This window comes from Streptomyces sp. NPDC045998 (assembly GCF_056430285.1).
In genome coordinates this window covers 653,605-669,341 of record NZ_JBWKLJ010000001.1, presented here as the reverse complement: position 1 = coordinate 669,341, position 15,737 = coordinate 653,605, and the positions used below count along the sequence as shown (strand labels likewise).

General features: G+C 69.1%; 15 protein-coding genes. 5 read left to right on the top strand and 10 right to left on the bottom strand.

What is annotated here, in order from left to right; genetic code table 11:
- Positions 1 to 24: 24 nt before the first annotated feature.
- The 4 genes from qcrB to ctaE all read right to left on the bottom strand — a co-directional run bounded on the left by qcrB (position 25) and on the right by ctaE (position 4,205).
- A complete protein-coding gene (qcrB, locus tag AC07FJ_RS03005; RefSeq protein WP_479044607.1) occupies positions 25 to 1,656 on the bottom strand; it encodes a cytochrome bc1 complex cytochrome b subunit in 1,632 nt (543 codons plus the stop codon).
- Positions 1,653 to 2,702, bottom strand: a complete 1,050-nt coding sequence (gene qcrA, locus AC07FJ_RS03000) for a cytochrome bc1 complex Rieske iron-sulfur subunit (RefSeq protein ID WP_361414434.1) — start codon at positions 2,700 to 2,702, stop codon at positions 1,653 to 1,655. The genes qcrB and qcrA overlap by 4 nt, the downstream gene beginning before the upstream one ends.
- Positions 2,699 to 3,508 (bottom strand): cytochrome bc1 complex diheme cytochrome c subunit, encoded by an 810-nt coding sequence (gene qcrC, locus AC07FJ_RS02995; protein WP_361414432.1) that lies wholly within the window; start codon positions 3,506 to 3,508, stop codon positions 2,699 to 2,701. Before qcrC ends, qcrA begins: the two co-directional genes overlap by 4 nt.
- A gap of 76 nt (positions 3,509 to 3,584) precedes the next feature.
- On the bottom strand, positions 3,585 to 4,205 hold the full coding sequence (ctaE, locus tag AC07FJ_RS02990) for an aa3-type cytochrome oxidase subunit III (protein ID WP_355367190.1): 621 nt from the start codon (positions 4,203 to 4,205) through the stop codon (positions 3,585 to 3,587).
- A 176-nt stretch (positions 4,206 to 4,381) separates the two neighbouring features.
- On the opposite strand from ctaE, the gene AC07FJ_RS02985 reads away from it, so the two are divergent.
- Positions 4,382 to 4,783 carry a DNA-binding transcriptional response regulator gene (locus tag AC07FJ_RS02985; protein WP_356644196.1) on the top strand — a complete coding sequence of 134 codons (402 nt, stop codon included), beginning with the start codon at positions 4,382 to 4,384 and terminating at the stop codon, positions 4,781 to 4,783.
- A gap of 3 nt (positions 4,784 to 4,786) precedes the next feature.
- Here the strand turns inward: AC07FJ_RS02985 and AC07FJ_RS02980 are convergent, their stop codons facing one another.
- The 4 genes from AC07FJ_RS02980 to ctaC all read right to left on the bottom strand — a co-directional run bounded on the left by AC07FJ_RS02980 (position 4,787) and on the right by ctaC (position 9,273).
- Complete coding sequence (locus tag AC07FJ_RS02980) at positions 4,787 to 6,043, bottom strand: L,D-transpeptidase (protein ID WP_479044603.1); 1,257 nt, start codon at positions 6,041 to 6,043, stop codon at positions 4,787 to 4,789.
- 115 nt (positions 6,044 to 6,158) lie between these two features.
- Entirely contained in the window at positions 6,159 to 6,557 is a 399-nt protein-coding gene (locus AC07FJ_RS02975; RefSeq protein ID WP_361414426.1) for a cytochrome c oxidase subunit 4, read from the bottom strand.
- A complete protein-coding gene (gene ctaD / locus AC07FJ_RS02970) occupies positions 6,554 to 8,305 on the bottom strand; it encodes an aa3-type cytochrome oxidase subunit I (protein WP_479044601.1) in 1,752 nt (583 codons plus the stop codon). Before ctaD ends, AC07FJ_RS02975 begins: the two co-directional genes overlap by 4 nt.
- Positions 8,302 to 9,273 (bottom strand): aa3-type cytochrome oxidase subunit II, encoded by a 972-nt coding sequence (ctaC, locus tag AC07FJ_RS02965; RefSeq protein WP_479044600.1) that lies wholly within the window; start codon positions 9,271 to 9,273, stop codon positions 8,302 to 8,304. The genes ctaD and ctaC overlap by 4 nt, the downstream gene beginning before the upstream one ends.
- 258 nt (positions 9,274 to 9,531) lie before the next feature.
- On the opposite strand from ctaC, the gene AC07FJ_RS02960 reads away from it, so the two are divergent.
- Positions 9,532 to 10,914, top strand: a complete 1,383-nt coding sequence (locus AC07FJ_RS02960; protein WP_479044598.1) for an aminotransferase class V-fold PLP-dependent enzyme — start codon at positions 9,532 to 9,534, stop codon at positions 10,912 to 10,914.
- 53 nt (positions 10,915 to 10,967) lie between these two features.
- Here the strand turns inward: AC07FJ_RS02960 and AC07FJ_RS02955 are convergent, their stop codons facing one another.
- Positions 10,968 to 11,942, bottom strand: coding sequence for a carbohydrate kinase family protein (locus AC07FJ_RS02955; protein ID WP_479044596.1), 975 nt, complete (start codon positions 11,940 to 11,942; stop codon positions 10,968 to 10,970).
- 125 nt (positions 11,943 to 12,067) lie between these two features.
- Between AC07FJ_RS02955 and AC07FJ_RS02950 the strand changes: the two genes are divergently transcribed.
- Entirely contained in the window at positions 12,068 to 12,292 is a 225-nt protein-coding gene (locus tag AC07FJ_RS02950) for a hypothetical protein (RefSeq protein WP_479044594.1), read from the top strand.
- Positions 12,293 to 12,383: 91 nt separating this feature from the next.
- Positions 12,384 to 13,820, top strand: coding sequence for a hypothetical protein (locus AC07FJ_RS02945; protein WP_479044592.1), 1,437 nt, complete (start codon positions 12,384 to 12,386; stop codon positions 13,818 to 13,820).
- A gap of 89 nt (positions 13,821 to 13,909) precedes the next feature.
- Here the strand turns inward: AC07FJ_RS02945 and AC07FJ_RS02940 are convergent, their stop codons facing one another.
- Positions 13,910 to 14,266, bottom strand: coding sequence for a HesB/IscA family protein (locus tag AC07FJ_RS02940; protein ID WP_018848827.1), 357 nt, complete (start codon positions 14,264 to 14,266; stop codon positions 13,910 to 13,912).
- A gap of 263 nt (positions 14,267 to 14,529) precedes the next feature.
- Here AC07FJ_RS02940 and nadA point away from each other — a divergent pair, with 263 nt between their 5' ends.
- Positions 14,530 to 15,717 (top strand): quinolinate synthase NadA, encoded by a 1,188-nt coding sequence (gene nadA / locus AC07FJ_RS02935; RefSeq protein WP_361414412.1) that lies wholly within the window; start codon positions 14,530 to 14,532, stop codon positions 15,715 to 15,717.
- Positions 15,718 to 15,737 lie beyond the last annotated feature (20 nt).

The window sequence follows — 15,737 nt, the reverse complement described above, 5'->3', positions numbered from 1 at the left end:
GGTCAGGCGGCGAGTGCCGGTCGATCAGTGGTGGCCGTGGCCACTGGCGATCTCCTTGTACTCCTCCACGCTGGCCTTCGGGACCTGGTTGCCGTCCCCGAAGTAGCCCTTGCTGAGCTTGGCGCGGAGCTTCTCCTTGCGGGTCGGCTTGCGCTCGACGCCGTTCTCGTCGACCGTCGGGCCGATCTCGGCCGGCGTGTACTGCTCGTGCGCGGTGAGCGCGTGCAGCTGGGCCTGGCTGAGAGGCTCGTGGATCTCGACGAACTCGCCGTGCGGCAGGCGCTTGATGATGCCGGTCTCCCGGCCGTGCAGCACCTTGTCCTTGTCGCGCCGCTGCAGACCCAGGCAGATCCGCTTGGTGACGACGAAGGCGATGACCGGACCGAGGAAGAAGAAGATCCGGACGAACCAGGTGATCGCGTTGATCGACAGGTGGAACTTGATGGCGAAGATGTCGTTGCCACCACCGATCAGCATGATCATGTACGCGGTCACCCAGGCGACACCGAGGGCGGTCCGGGTCGGCGCGTTGCGCGGCCGGTCCAGGAGGTGGTGCTCCCGCTTGTCACCGGTGATCCACGACTCGATGAACGGGTACATCGCGATCGCGCCGAGCATGAGGCCGAAGACGACCAGCGGGATGAACACACCCAGGACCAGCGTGTGGCCCCACAGGGTGATCTCCCAGCCCGGCATGACACGGATCAGACCTTCGGCGAAGCCCATGTACCAGTCGGGCTGGGCGCCGGTGGACACCTGGTCCGGACGGTACGGGCCGAGCGCCCAGATCGGGTTGATCGTGAACAGCGCCGCGATGATCGCGATGACACCGAAGACCAGGAAGAAGAAGCCTCCGGCCTTGGCCATGTACACCGGCAGCAGCGGCATGCCGACGACGTTCTTGTTCGTCCGGCCGGGGCCGGGGAACTGCGTGTGCTTGTGGTAGAAGACCAGGATCAGGTGCGCCACCACGAGGCCGAGCATGATGCCCGGCAGCAGCAGGATGTGGATCGAGTAGAACCGGGCGATGATGTCGTGGCCCGGGAACTCCCCGCCGAACAGGAACATCGAGATGTACGTGCCGACGATCGGCGTCGACAGGATGGCGCCCTGGGTGAAGCGGACACCGGTGCCGGAGAGCAGGTCGTCCGGGAGCGAGTAACCGGTGAATCCGGTGAACATGCCCAGGACGAACAGCAGGAAGCCGAACAGCCAGTTGACCTCACGCGGCTTGCGGAACGCGCCGGTGAAGAAGACGCGCATCATGTGCACGAACATGCCGGCGATGAAGATCAGTGCCGCCCAGTGGTGGATCTGCCGGATGAGCAGGCCACCGCGGACGTCGAAGCTGATGTCCAGGGTCGAGGCGTACGCCTCGGTCATGCGGATGCCCTGCATCGGCACGTACGAGCCGTGGTACTCGATCTCGTTCATGCTCGGGTGGAAGAACAGCGTCAGGTACACACCCGTGAGGATGATGATGATGAAGCTGTAGAGGCAGATCTCGCCGAGCATGAAGGACCAGTGGTCCGGGAAGATCTTCCGCATGTTGGCCTTGGCCAGGGAGTAGATCCCGAGACGGCCGTCGGCCCAGTCGGCCACCCGCTCGCCGGCGGGCGCCTTCCGCTGTGCGTCTGTTGCGGTCGTGGTGCTCATCCGCGCTCCCAGAATGCAGGACCGACGGGCTCCTCGAAGTCGCCGAGCGCCTCGAGGAAGCCCTCGTCATTGACGCCGATCCGCAGCTGCGGAAGGGCGTGACCGGCCGGGCCGAAGATGACGCGGGCGCCGTCGGAGAGGTCGAAGGTGGACTGGTGGCACGGGCAGAGGACGTGGTGGGTCTGCTGCTCGTACAGGGAGATCGGGCAGCCCACGTGGGTGCAGATCTTGGAGAAGGCCACGATGCCCTCGTGCGACCACTCGAGCTCGCGCTTGTCCTTGATGTCCTCCGGCTGGATCCGGACGATCATCAGGGCATCCTTGGCGATCTTCGTGTTGAACTCGTGGTCGTGCTCCTCCAGGCCCTCGGGCTTGGCGAAGGTCAGCGAACCGACCGCGACGTCCTCGGGACGCAGCGGCTCGTTCGTGTTCATGTTGATGAGCTGCTTGCCCTTGGCCCACGACGTGTGGAACAGCTTCTTCTCGGGCAGCGGGCCCAGCTCGCGCAGCAGCACCACGCCGGAGAGCGGCACCATGGCCAGCGCGCCGAGCATCGTGTTGCGGATCAGCGGGCGGCGGCCGATCGCGGACTCCCGCGCGCCGTCGGCGAAGTCGGCCATGACCTTGGCCTTGACCTCGGCCGGGGCCTCGATCGGGTGACGGTCGTCCGCGACCTCGTGGTCGGACATCAGGGTGCGGGCCCAGTGGACCGCGCCCGCGCCGATGCAGAAGAGCGCGATGCCGAGCGTCAGGCCGAGCGACAGGTTGGTCGCGCTGACGTGGCCGAGCGGCCAGACGTACACGAGCTTGTCGACCGGGAAGATCACGAACGAGGCGATGAAGCCGATCGTGGCCAGCATCGACAGCGTGAACAGCAGGGCGACCGTGCGCTCGGACCGCTTGGCGGCCCGCTCGTCGATGTCCTGGATGCGCGGCTTGTGGGGCGGCAGCCCCGGGTCGGCGAACGGGTTCTCGGCTACCGCCGTGCCGTGCGCGGCGTCCTGCTTGTGCGGCAGGCTCTCTTCGGAAATGTCTTGGCTACTCATGACTTCTTGGCCTTAGCGGTGTGGGCCGCGACCCAGACGGCAACAGCGATCAGCGAACCCAGACCGAAGATCCAGCCGAACAGGCCCTCGCTGACCGGTCCCAGACCGCCCAGCGCGAAGCCGCCGGGAGTCGGGGTCTCGTCACCGTTCACGGTCTTGATGTACGCGATGATGTCCTTCTTCTCCTTCTCCGGCATGGTGGTGTCGGGGAAGGACGGCATGTTCTGCGGGCCGGTCTGCATGGCCTCGTAGATGTGCTTCTCGCTCACGTCCTCGAGGCTGGGCGCCCACTTGCCCTTGGTGAGCGCACCACCCTCGCCGGTGAAGTTGTGGCACTGCGCACAGTTCGTGCGGAACAGGTCACCACCGCGGGCGATGTTCGCCCCGTCGGGGCTGTACTGCTTCTCGGTCGGCGTGGCCGGGCCGGGGCCCAGGGACGCGACGTACGCGGCGAGCTGGTCGATCTGCGCCTGCGAGTAGATGTTCCTCTTCTCCGGCACCTGGGCGCCGGGCTGCTGCGCCGGCATGCGGCCGGTGCCGACCTGGAAGTCCACGGAGGCGGCGCCGACGCCGACCAGGCTCGGACCGTCGGAGGTGCCCTGACCGCCGGTTCCGTGGCAGCTGGCACAGCCGACGGAGTAGAGCTTCTTGCCCTCCTCGATGGCGAGTGACTGGGCGGTTTCGTCGGCCTGCGCCTTGTCCGCGGGTGCGAACGCGGCGTACAGCCCCCCAGTGGCCGCCAGCGCGAGAAGTAGGACGACGACCGCCGCCAGCGGATGGCGTCGTCGTGCGGAGAGCTTTTTCACGGATTACCCCGGTGTCAGGATCTTCTGCGTCGATGCTTGCTGGATGTGTTCGGGCGTACCGGAGGTACGGGCCCGATTACTTGATCATGTAGATCGTGGCGAAGAGGCCGATCCAGACGACATCGACGAAGTGCCAGTAGTAGGACACGACGATGGCGGCGGTTGCCTGCTCATGGGTGAATCTCTTCGCCGCGTACGTCCGGCCGAGGACCAGCAGGAAGGCGATCAGGCCGCCCGTCACGTGCAGTCCGTGGAAGCCGGTCGTCATGTAGAACACGGAGCCGTACGGGTCGGACGAGAGCGAGAGGCCCGCGTCCTTGACCAGCTCGGTGTACTCGAAGACCTGGCCGCCGATGAAGATGGCACCCATGACGAACGTGATGATGAACCACGTCCGGAGCTTCTTCACGTCGCCCCGCTCGGCGGCGAACACGCCGAGCTGACAGGTGAGGGAGGAGAGCACCAGGATCGTGGTGTTGGTCGCCGAGAACGGAAAGTTCAGGTGTCCCGCCTGCTGGGACCAGAACTCGGCACCCATCACCGAACGAAGGGTGAAGTACATCGCGAAGAGGGCCGCGAAGAACATCAGCTCGGAACTCAACCAGATGATGGTTCCGACGCTGGTGAGGTTCGGCCGATTGACCGACGGGTGCGCGTGCCCGGTTTCTACTGTCGTTGCTGTCGCCACGACCGACATTATGTCGGTCGCTTATCCCGCCCTCACTCCGGGGGGTGCCGTTCGGTGTGTTGATGGGCTCCGTCCAGCCCGAACGGCCCATCCGAAGCGGTGTTGACGCGGTGTGGGGAGGAGTAGCATCCGGCCCAGCGGTACCTGCCTTACCTGCCCTCACCGCCGACGTACTCGGAGGAACAATGCAGTCGAGCGCCACCGTCCTGGTCTACAGCGACGACGCCAACACCCGCGCGCAGGTGCGGCTGGCGGCCGGGCGCAGGCCCGCGGCCGACGTTCCGCCGGTCGAGTACGTCGAGTGCGCGACGCTGCCGGCCGTGCTGGAGCGGCTGGACCAGGGCGGGATCGACGTCTGCGTCCTGGACGGCGAGGCGGCTCCGGCCGGAGGCATGGGGGTGTGCCGGCAGATCAAGGACGAGGTCTTCCGCTGCCCGCCCGTGCTGCTGCTCATCGGCCGCCCGCAGGACGCCTGGCTGGCCACCTGGAGCCGCGCCGACGCGGCCGTGACGCTGCCGGTGGACCCGGTGGAGCTGGCCGACTCCCTGGCCGCGCTGCTGCGCAGCAGGCTGTCCGTCGAGGCGTGAGGGTCAGAAGGCGACCGGGCGGACGCGTGCCGCGTCGGCGGGGTTGACGCCAGGCCGGGCGGCGTCCACGAGGGCGCTGCCCGTGCGCCACTTGTCCCAGGGGATGTTCCAGTCGCCGAAGCCGTTGCCGAAGGGGTCCATCGGGCTTCCCCCGCTGTTGACGACGGCGACGATGTCCCCCGGACGGACGGTTTTGAAGAACCAGGCGGCATTGCTGGTGGACATGCCCGTGCAGCCGTGGCTGACGTTGGCGAAGCCGTGCGACCCGGCGGACCAGGGCGCCGCGTGGACGTATTCGCCGCTCCAGGTCACCCGGGTGGCCCAGTAGACGGGCAGGTCGTAGGACTCGCTGCTGCCCGCGGCGATGCCGACGGTGGTGGAGCGCATCCGGACGAACTGCTCCTTGCCGAGCACCACTTTGATGCCGTTGCGGGTGGCGAAGCCCGGTTTGCCGGTGGTCACCGGAATGGTGTTGATCACTTGCCCGTTGCGCTTGACCGTCATCTGGTGGGTCCCCGCGTCGGTGATGGCTTCGATGCGGTCGCCGATGGTCAGGGACAGGGGCTTGACGGGCCCGCCGTACAGGTCGCCGTCTATCCGTACGCCGGCGAGCCTGCCGGTGGCGGTGACGGAGGCGCCCGCGGGCCAGAAGTCCTTGGGGCGGAAGTGCAGTTTCTTGTCGTCCACCCAGTACCAGGAGCCCTCGACGGCCGGGGTGGAGCGGACCTTCAGGGAGCGTTCGACGGCGGCGCGGCCCGCCCGGGACCGCACGGGGACGCTCAGCTCCGCCGTGATGGGCTGTCCGACGCCGTACGTGCCCGCCTGCGGGCCGAACCGCACGGCCAGCACCTTCTTGGCGGGTGCCGTCTCGAAGGTCAGCGTACGGACGCCAGGAGCGCCTTCCCGGTCCTCCGTGGCCACCCTGACGATGTAGCGGGCGCCGGCCGTCAGGGACCCCGTGGAGCGCCAGCGGCTGCCGTCCGCGGAGAGCTCGCCCGCCAGGTGGTGACCGGCCTCGTCGCGGGCCGTGACGTCCGTGATGCGGCCGTCCTTGGCCTTGGCGGTGACTTCGAGCGGCTTGTCGAGCGGCGCCTTGCGGCCCTCCGAGGGGCCGTTGAAGGTGATCTGCCGGGCCGCGTCGTACGGCTCCGCGGAGAGGGGGTGGCCCTCGGGGCCACCGCACGCGGTCGCGCTCGCTCCGGTGACGGCGACCAGGAGGGTGCAGCTTATGGCGGTGCGCAAGCGGCTCGTGTGGCTCATGAGCACACCGTAGGAAGAGCTGTCGACCGCGGCACGCGGGATGCAACCAAAAGAGGGACCCGGTGACCTCCCTGTGGAGGTCACCGGGTCCCCTGGAGAGAGACGAACCGTGTGACTACTGGTTCTGGTTCTCGCCCCGGTAGTACTCGAACACCCAGCCCCAGACACCGATCAGGATCAGCGGGAGGGAGAAGTACAGCAGCCACCAGCCGAGCGCGACGCCCAGGAAGGCGAGGGCGCCACCGATGGCCAGGGAGAGCGGCTGCCAGCTGTGCGGCGAGAAGAAGCCGACCTCACCGGCCTCGTCCGCGACGTCGGCCTCCTTGTCGTCCTGCGCCATGGCGTCCACGCGCCGGGCCGTGAAGGCCAGGTAGTAGCCGATCATGATCGCCAGGCCGAAGGCCAGGAAGAGCGCCGTCGTACCGGCCGGCTCCTTCGACCACAGGCCGTACACGATGGCCATGGCGAGGATGAAGACGCTCAGCCAGATGAACATCTTGCCCTGGATCTTCACTTGCCGACCTCCTTGCCACCGAGCAGCGCGGTGTCCTTCTGCCCGTGGTTCTCCAGCTGGCCGACGGCCGCGATCTCAGGGTGGTGCAGATCGAAGGCCGGGGATTCCGAGCGGATGCGCGGCAGCGTGAGGAAGTTGTGCCGCGGCGGCGGGCAGGACGTCGCCCACTCCAGGGAGCGGCCGTAGCCCCACGGGTCGTCGACGCCGACCGGCTTGCCGTACTTGGCCGTCTTCCAGACGTTGTAGAAGAACGGCAGGATCGACATGCCGAGCAGGAACGACGCGATCGTGGAGATCGTGTTCAGCGCGGTGAAGCCGTCGGCGTGGAGGTAGTCCGCGTAACGACGCGGCATGCCCTCGGCACCCAGCCAGTGCTGCACCAGGAACGTGCCGTGGAAGCCGATGAACAGCGTCCAGAAGGTGATCTTGCCGAGCCGCTCGTCCAGCATCTTGCCCGTGAACTTCGGCCACCAGAAGTGGAAGCCGGCGAACATCGCGAAGACCACGGTGCCGAAGACGACGTAGTGGAAGTGCGCGACGACGAAGTACGAGTCCGAGACGTGGAAGTCCATCGGCGGCGAGGCCAGGATGACACCGGTCAGACCACCGAAGGTGAAGGTGATCAGGAAGCCGATCGTCCACAGCATCGGCGTCTCGAAGGAGAGCGAGCCCTTCCACATGGTGCCGATCCAGTTGAAGAACTTCACACCGGTCGGGACCGCGATCAGGAAGGTCATGAAGGAGAAGAACGGCAGCAGCACACCGCCGGTGACGTACATGTGGTGCGCCCACACCGTCACGGACAGACCGGCGATGCCGATCGTCGCGGCCACCAGGCCGATGTAACCGAACATCGGCTTGCGGCTGAAGACCGGGATGATCTCCGAGACGATGCCGAAGAACGGCAGGGCGATGATGTACACCTCTGGGTGACCGAAGAACCAGAAGAGGTGCTGCCACAGCAGCGCGCCGCCGTTGGTCGGGTCGAAGATGTGCGCGCCGAACTTGCGGTCCGCCTCCAGCGCGAAGAGCGCGGCGGCGAGCACCGGGAAGGCGAGCAGGACCAGGACACCGGTCAGCAGCACGTTCCAGGTGAAGATCGGCATGCGGAACATCGTCATGCCCGGGGCGCGCATGCAGATGATCGTGGTGATGAAGTTGACCGAGCCGAGGATCGTGCCGAAGCCGGAGAAGGCCAGACCCATGATCCACATGTCGGCACCGACGCCCGGCGAGCGGATCGAGTCCGACAGCGGGGTGTAGGCGAACCAGCCGAAGTCGGCGGCACCCTGCGGGGTGATGAAGCCGGCCACCGCGATGAGCGAGCCGAACAGGTACAGCCAGTAGGCGAACATGTTCAGCCGCGGGAACGCCACGTCGGGCGCGCCGATCTGCAGCGGCATGATCCAGTTGGCGAATCCGGCGAACAGCGGCGTCGCGAACATCAGCAGCATGATCGTGCCGTGCATCGTGAACGCCTGGTTGAACTGCTCGTTCGACATGATCTGCGTACCCGGACGGGCGAGCTCGGCGCGCATGAAGAGCGCCAGCAGACCGCCGATGCAGAAGAAGACGAACGACGTGACCAGGTAGAGCGTGCCGATCGTCTTGTGGTCCGTGGTGGTCAGCCACTTGACGACGATGTTGCCGGGCCGCTTGCGCCGTACAGGGAGCTCGTTCTCATACGGCTCGGTCACCGAGCCGTCGGCTCCCGTGGCGGCACCCTGAGGTTCGTTGAGGATGCTCACAGTTGGTTGATCTCCGAGTTCCTGGCCGAGTCGGTCATCTGAATGCCCGCCGGGATGTAACCCGTCTGCCCCTTCTCGGCCAGCTCCTTCAGGTGCTGCTGGTAGCGCTCCGGGGAGACCACCTTGACGTTGAACAGCATGCGGGAGTGGTCGACGCCGCAGAGCTCGGCGCACTTGCCACGGAAGGTGCCCTCCTGGGTGGCGGTCACCTCGAAGACGTTGACGTTGTGGCCCGGGAAGACGTCCTGCTTGAACAGGAACGGAAGCACCCAGAAGGAGTGGATGACGTCACGGGACGTCAGGATGAACCGGACCTTCTCGCCCTTCGGCAGCCACAGGGTCGGGCCCGGGTTGCCGTTCTGGGGGTTCCGGGTGCCGGGGATGCCGTAGTCGTAGACGCCTTCGGCACCCGCCGGGAACTCCTTCTGGAGCCGGTCCGGAATGGGAGCGAGCTCCTTGGCGGACTTGGCGTCCGTGTCGGGCTTGCCGTCGACGTTCTCGATGTAGTTGAAGCCCCAGCTCCACTGGTAGCCCACCACGTTGATGGTGTGGGTGGGGTTCTTGGAGCGCTCGAGGAGCTTCGACTCATCACGTGCGGTGAAGTAGAACAGCACCGAGACGATGATGAGCGGGGTCACCGTGTACAGCGCCTCGATGGGCATGTTGTACCGGGTCTGCGGAGGAACCTCGACCTTGGTGCGGCTGCGCCGGTGGAAGATGACGCTCCACAGGATCAGGCCCCAGACCAGCACGCCCGTGGCGAGCGCAGCCGCCCACGAGCCCTGCCAGAGGGAGAGGATCCGCGGAGCCTCCTCCGTCACCGGGGTGGGCATACCAAGGCGGGGGAAGTCCTCCCAGTTGTACGAGCAACCGGAGGCGGTAGCCAGGATCAGGCCCGCAGTCAGCACCTGCGGCAGCTTCCGCCGCATCGGGCGCCGCGACGAGCGGTCGGAGCCGTTGGGACTCACGTAGCGCCTTCCCGAGAGTCTCGCCCGCGCGGTCGGCTGCGGCCGTCACGCTGGTCGGTCGCCGGCCCTGACGCGGGCAGGGGTTTGGATGTTTATGCGGACCAAACCCTACTGGACGCTATTTGGGGTCGCGCGGGGAGGGTGCCCAACGCGCCGCCGGACCCCTCTTTTGAGGGTTCGGGGCACCTCCGGGGTGCCGCGCGGGGGCTGGAGGCGGTGGCAGTACCGGGGTCACGGGGGCGGAGTTAGCGTGGGGGCGTGGCCTACTTCGATTCCGCTTCCTCCGCTCCCCTCCACCCCGTTGCCCGGCAGGCGCTGCTCGCGGCGCTCGACGAGGGGTGGGCCGATCCGGCGCGGCTGTACCGCGAGGGGCGGCGGGCGCGGATGCTGCTGGACGCGGCGCGGGAGGCCGCGGCGGAGGCCGTGGGGTGCCGTCCGGACGAGCTCGTCTTCACCCCTTCGGGGACACGTGCGGTGCACTCCGGAATTGCCGGGGCGCTCGCCGGGCGTCGGCGTGTCGGGCGGCACCTGGTCGTGTCGGCGGTCGAGCACTCCTCGGTGCTCCATTCGGCGGCCGCCCACGAGGCGGACGGCGGCACGGTGGCCGAGGTGCCGGTGGGCCGGGCCGGGCGGGTCGACCCGGCCGCGTACGCCGCCGCCCTGCGCGCCGACACCGCCCTCGCGTGCCTGCAGTCCGCCAACCACGAGGTGGGCACCGAGCAGCCCGTGGCCGAGGTGGCCGAGGCGTGCCGGGCGGCCGGGGTGCCGCTGCTGGTGGACGCGGCGCAGTCGCTGGGGTGGGGTCCGGTCGCCGGCGACTGGTCGCTGCTGACCGCGAGCGCCCACAAATGGGGCGGTCCCGCGGGGGTGGGGCTGCTCGTCGTCCGCAAGGGTGTCCGGTTCGCCGCCCAAGGCCCGGCGGACGAGCGCGAGTCGGGGCGGGCCGCCGGGTTCGAGAACCTTCCGGCCATCGTCGCCGCGGCGGCCTCGCTGCGGGCGGTACGGGCCGAGGCGGACGCGGAGGCGGCGCGGCTGCGGGGGCTGGTGGAGCGGATCCGGGCGCGGGTGGCGGAGTCGGTGCCGGACGTGGAGGTGGTCGGCGACCCGGTGCGGCGGCTGCCGCACGTCGTCACCTTCTCGTGTCTCTATGTCGACGGGGAGACCCTGCTGCACGAGCTGGACCGCGCGGGCTTCTCGGTGTCGTCCGGCTCGTCGTGTACGAGCTCGACGCTGACGCCCAGCCATGTGCTGCGCGCGATGGGCGTGCTGTCGGAGGGCAACGTACGGGTCTCGCTGCCGTTCGGTACGCCGGAGGCGGACGTCGAGCGGTTCCTGGAGGTGCTGCCGGGCGCGGTGGCGGGCGTACGGGAGCGCTTCGGCGCCCCGGCGTCCGCCCCCGCGCCGGCGCCCGGGGCCGGGGACCTCGTCGTCGACGCGCTCGGCAAGCGGTGCCCGATCCCGGTGATCGAGCTGGCGAAGGTGATCGGCGACGTACCGGTCGGCGCCACCGTGACGGTGCTCAGCGACGACGAGGCCGCCCGCCTCGACATCCCGGCGTGGTGCGAGATGCGGGGCCAGGAGTACGTGGGCGAGCGGCCGGCGGAACGCGGCAGCGCGTACGAGGTGCGGCGGGTGGCCTAGGAAGTGTCTTCCGGGGGGTGGGCGAAGGGGTAAGGAGTACCCCTTCCCGCGGCTCAGGCGAGGTGCTTGTGGACCTCCGCCGCCGCGTCGTCGCCGTACGCCTTGGTGAAGCGCTCCATGAAGTGGGCCCGGCGCAGCGTGTACTCCTGGGTGCCGAGCGTCTCGATCACCAGGGTGGCGAGCATGCAGCCGACCTGGGCGGCGCGCTCCAGGCTGACGCCCCAGGTCAGGCCGGACAGGAAGCCGGCCCGGAAGGCGTCGCCGACGCCCGTCGGGTCGACCTTGGCCTCTTCCTGCGGGCAGCCGACCTCGATGACCGGCTCGCCCACCCGCTCGATGCGGACGCCGTGCGAGCCGAGCGTGGTGACGCGGTGGCCGACCCGGCCGAGGATCTCCTCGGCCGTCCAGCCGGTCTTGGACTCGATGAGCCCCTTCTCGTACTCGTTGGAGAAGAGGTAGGTCGCCCCGTCCAGCAGGATCCGGATCTCGTCGCCGTCCATGCGGGCGATCTGCTGGGAGAAGTCCGCCGCGAACGGGATCCCGCGCGAGCGGCACTCCTCGGTGTGGCGCAGCATCGCCTCGGGGTCGTCCGCGCCGATCAGGACGAGGTCGAGGCCGCCGACGCGGTCCGCCACCGCCTGGAGCTCGATCTGGCGGGCCTCGCTCATGGCGCCGGTGTAGAAGGAGCCGATCTGGTTGTGGTCGGCGTCGGTGGTGCAGACGAAGCGCGCGGTGTGCAGGACCTCGGAGATCCGTACGGAGCCGGTGTCGACGCCGTGCCGGTCGAGCCAGGCGCGGTACTCGTCGAAGTCGTAGCCGGCCGCGCCGACCAGGATCGGGTGGGCGCCCAGCTGCCCCATGCCGAAACAGATGTTGGCGCCGACGCCTCCCCTGCGGATGTCGAGGTTGTCGACCAGGAAGGAGAGAGAGACCGTGTGCAGCTGATCGGCGACCAACTGGTCGGCGAATCGGCCGGGGAAGGTCATCAGGTGGTCGGTGGCGATGGAGCCGGTGACTGCGATACGCACGGCTGGGCGCTCCTGGGGAAGGTGGAGTTGACGGTTAACGCTACCCGGTCGCGGAGCCGCCGACATGCGGAAACTACCCGATAGTAGGTCTTTTTCGGTCGGGTGTGGCTGCGTACGGTGCCGATATGACCGAGTACATCGCTCCACTTGAGCTGGGGGAGTCCGACATGGGCCTGGAGTTCGGCCTGGCCGAGCTGCGCGGCGACAGCGCGCGCATGGCGCCGCACTGGAGGGTGCCGGCGGAGGACGCTCCCCCGCCCGGGCCGGTGTCGCCGGCGCTGATCCACGGGGTGGTGGTGCCGCCCGCGTCCGCGCGGCTGATCGACGCGAGCGTGGAGTACGGCGTCTGATCCCCGGCCGTCTCGTGGAACCGGGTGCTCCTCCGTTCCGTCCCATGGGTGTCTTCCGTAAAGGGAGTACGACGGACGAAGGAGCGTTGCGGTGAGCAGTACGGAACCCGAGCCCACGCAGGACACCGCCCGTCCCGGGCGTTCCCCGCTGGTCGTCGCCTCGGTGGCGATGGCGGTGCTGCTCGCCGGGGGCGGCGGCGCGTACTTCGCCACGAGCGCGTCGGACGGCGGCCGCGCCGAGCCGGCGGCCGGCCGCACGGCGCCGCCCCCGCTGGCGCTGGACGGGCACACCGAGGGGTCGTCGGGGCCGGGGATCGCGCCCGGCGAGCCGGCGCCGAACGGCGTGGTCTACCGCGCCTCGGGCCCGTTGCCGGACGGGCCGGACACGGCGCACGTCCACCGGTCCCGGGGCGCGGTCGGCGCGGACGAGGTCGCGCGGCTCGCGAGGGCCCTGGGGGTGTCGGGGGCGCCGCGCCCCGACGGTACGGCGTGGAAGGCCGGTCCCGAGAAGGACGGCTCGGGCGGGGTGCTGCAGGTCGAGAAGGAGGCGCCGGGGACCTGGTCCTTCGGCGCGGCGCCGGCGGGTGACGACTGCCGCAAGGGCACGAGCTGTCCCGGCGGCGGGCACGGCGGCGGGCCGACGGGCTGGGGCGGGACCCCGGTGGGCGAGGAGGCGGCGAAGAAGGCGGCCGCTCCGGTGCTGAAGGCACTGGGGCAGGACGACGCCAAGCTGGACGCCACCCAGCTGATGGGCGCGGTACGGGTCGTCAACGCCGATCCGGTCGTCGGCGGGCTGCCGACGTACGGCTGGACCACCGGCATCCAGGTGGGTCCGGACGGGCAGGTGGTCGGCGGCAGCGGGCGGCTGAAGGAGCCGGTCAAGGGTGACGAGTACCCGGTGATCGGCGCGGAGGAAGCGCTGAAGCTGCTGAACGCCGGATCCCCGGACGAGGGGGGCGTCTCCATCGGCGGGTGCGCGACGCCCGCGCCGCTGGAGGGCGAGGGGAAGGCCGCCCCCGAGGTGAGCTGCGCGCCGGAGCGGAAGCCCGCCAAGGAGACCGTGACCATCTCCAAGGCCGTCTTCGGGCTGGCCGCGCACACCGTGGAGGGACGGCCGGCGCTCGTGCCGTCGTGGCTGTTCCAGGTGGAGCCGAAGGGCGACGCGCGTCCGTTCACGATCACGTACCCGGCGGTGGCTCCCGAGCACCTCGCGCCGGCGCCGAAGCCCTCCCCGACGCAGCCGGCGGTGCCCGAGCAGTCCGGCCGGCAGGTCGAGTCGTACCGGACGGACGGGAGCGGGCGGAAGCTGACCGTCACCTTCTGGGGCGGCGTGTGCAGCACCTATACGGCCAAGGCCGCGGAGAGCGACGCGCTGGTGAAGGTGACGGTGGTCGAGTCGCCGGCGGACCCGGAGCGGTACTGCATCGCGATGGCGCAGGAGCAGACCGTCACGGTGGCGCTGGACCGGCCGCTGGGCGCGCGGCAGGTCGTGGACGCGGCGTCGGGTGAGGCGGTGCCGCGGAAGTAGGGCGGCCGCGGAAGTAGGGCGCGAGCGGCACCGGCGTACGGCGAAGGCGGCAGACCCCCATCGGGGCCTGCCGCCTTCGCCGTACGGGCTTAGCTGAACGAGTCGCCGCAGGCGCAGGAGCCGGTGGCGTTCGGGTTGTCGATGGTGAAGCCCTGCTTCTCGATGGTGTCGACGAAGTCGATGGACGCGCCGCCCAGGTACGGAGCGCTCATGCGGTCGGTGACCACCTTGACGCCGTCGAAGTCCTTGACGACGTCCCCGTCGAGCGAGCGCTCGTCGAAGAAGAGCTGGTAACGCAGGCCGGAGCAGCCGCCGGGCTGAACGGCGACGCGCAGCGCCAGGTCGTCGCGGCCTTCCTGGTCCAGCAGCGCCTTGACCTTGGCCGCCGCGGCGTCCGACAGAAGGATGCCGTCGCTGACAGTGGTCTTCTCGTCCGATACGGACATCTGCTTCTCTCCCGGTGTGTACGGAGACTGCTTGCCGACGGTTGCAACCGGCGGGGCCGCGGATTCATTCCGGGCCGAGTGCGTGCTTTCCCCTTCATGCTCGCACACGCGCGCGCACGCACGTCGGGCAAGCGCCACCCCGGGGACGGGGGATGTGTCACATCGACACTATGGCCATCGTCAAAGTGACGTGAAGCGGTTATGATAGATAGCGTCATTTAGACGAAAAGGCTCCTTCGCCGCGCTTACCGAAGAAAGAAAGGGTGCGTGACGTGACCACCGCCCAGCCCCTGGATGTCCAGCCGACGCCGCTCGCCCTGCTGCTGCTCGGCCGCGAGGCCGACCCCAAGAGCGAGCGGGGCGTCGAGTGCCCCGGCGACCTTCCATCGCCGTCCGACCCGGACCTGGTGGAGCGCGCCCGCGCGGCCAAGGAGAAGCTGGGGAGGAAGGTCTTCGTGCTGGGGCACCACTACCAGCGCGACGAGGTCATCCAGTTCGCCGACGTCACCGGGGACTCGTTCAAGCTCGCGCGGGACGCGGCGGCGCGGCCGGAGGCCGAGTACATCGTCTTCTGCGGTGTGCACTTCATGGCCGAGTCGGCGGACATCCTGACGACCGACGACCAGAAGGTCGTGCTGCCCGACCTGGCCGCCGGCTGCTCGATGGCCGACATGGCCACGGCCGAGCAGGTCGCGGAGTGCTGGGACGTGCTGACGGAGGCGGGCATCGCCGAGCAGGTCGTGCCGGTCTCGTACATGAACTCCTCCGCCGACATCAAGGCCTTCACCGGCAAGCACGGCGGCACCATCTGCACCTCCTCCAACGCCAAGCGGGCCCTGGACTGGGCCTTCGAGCAGGGCGAGAAGGTGCTCTTCCTGCCCGACCAGCACCTGGGGCGCAACACCGCCGTCCGGGACATGGGGATGTCGCTGGACGACTGCGTCGTCTACAACCCGCACAAGCCCGGTGGCGGGCTGACCGTGGAGCAGCTGCGCGCCGCCAAGATGATCCTGTGGCGCGGGCACTGCTCGGTGCACGGGCGCTTCTCGCTGGACTCCGTGAACGACGTGCGTGAGCGGATCCCGGGCGTCAACGTGCTGGTGCACCCGGAGTGCAAGCACGAGGTCGTGGCCGCGGCGGACTACGTCGGGTCGACCGAGTACATCATCAAGACGCTGGAGGCGGCCCCGGCCGGGTCCAAGTGGGCCATCGGTACGGAGCTGAACCTGGTGCGGCGCCTGGCGAACCGTTTCGCCGACGAGGGCAAGGAGATCGTCTTCCTCGACAAGACGGTCTGCTTCTGCTCGACCATGAACCGCATCGACCTGCCGCACCTGGTGTGGACGCTGGAGTCGCTCGCCGAGGGCAAGCTGGTCAACCAGATCCAGGTCGACCGCGAGACCGAGAGCTTCGCCAAGCTGGCGCTGGAGCGCATGCTGGCGCTGCCGTAGCCGTCCCGTGAGACGAACGT

Excerpts from the sequence above, each read along its gene's own strand:
- AC07FJ_RS02940 (WP_018848827.1), bottom strand. The coding sequence starts at position 14,266 with ATGTCCGTATCGGACGAGAAGACCACTGTCAGCGACGGCATCCTTCTG.
- AC07FJ_RS02950 (WP_479044594.1), top strand. The coding sequence starts at position 12,068 with ATGACCGAGTACATCGCTCCACTTGAGCTGGGGGAGTCCGACATGGGC.
- qcrB (WP_479044607.1), bottom strand. The coding sequence starts at position 1,656 with ATGAGCACCACGACCGCAACAGACGCACAGCGGAAGGCGCCCGCCGGC.
- AC07FJ_RS02985 (WP_356644196.1), top strand. The coding sequence starts at position 4,382 with ATGCAGTCGAGCGCCACCGTCCTGGTCTACAGCGACGACGCCAACACC.
- AC07FJ_RS02980 (WP_479044603.1), bottom strand. The coding sequence starts at position 6,043 with ATGAGCCACACGAGCCGCTTGCGCACCGCCATAAGCTGCACCCTCCTG.
- qcrA (WP_361414434.1), bottom strand. The coding sequence starts at position 2,702 with ATGAGTAGCCAAGACATTTCCGAAGAGAGCCTGCCGCACAAGCAGGAC.
- ctaE (WP_355367190.1), bottom strand. The coding sequence starts at position 4,205 with ATGTCGGTCGTGGCGACAGCAACGACAGTAGAAACCGGGCACGCGCAC.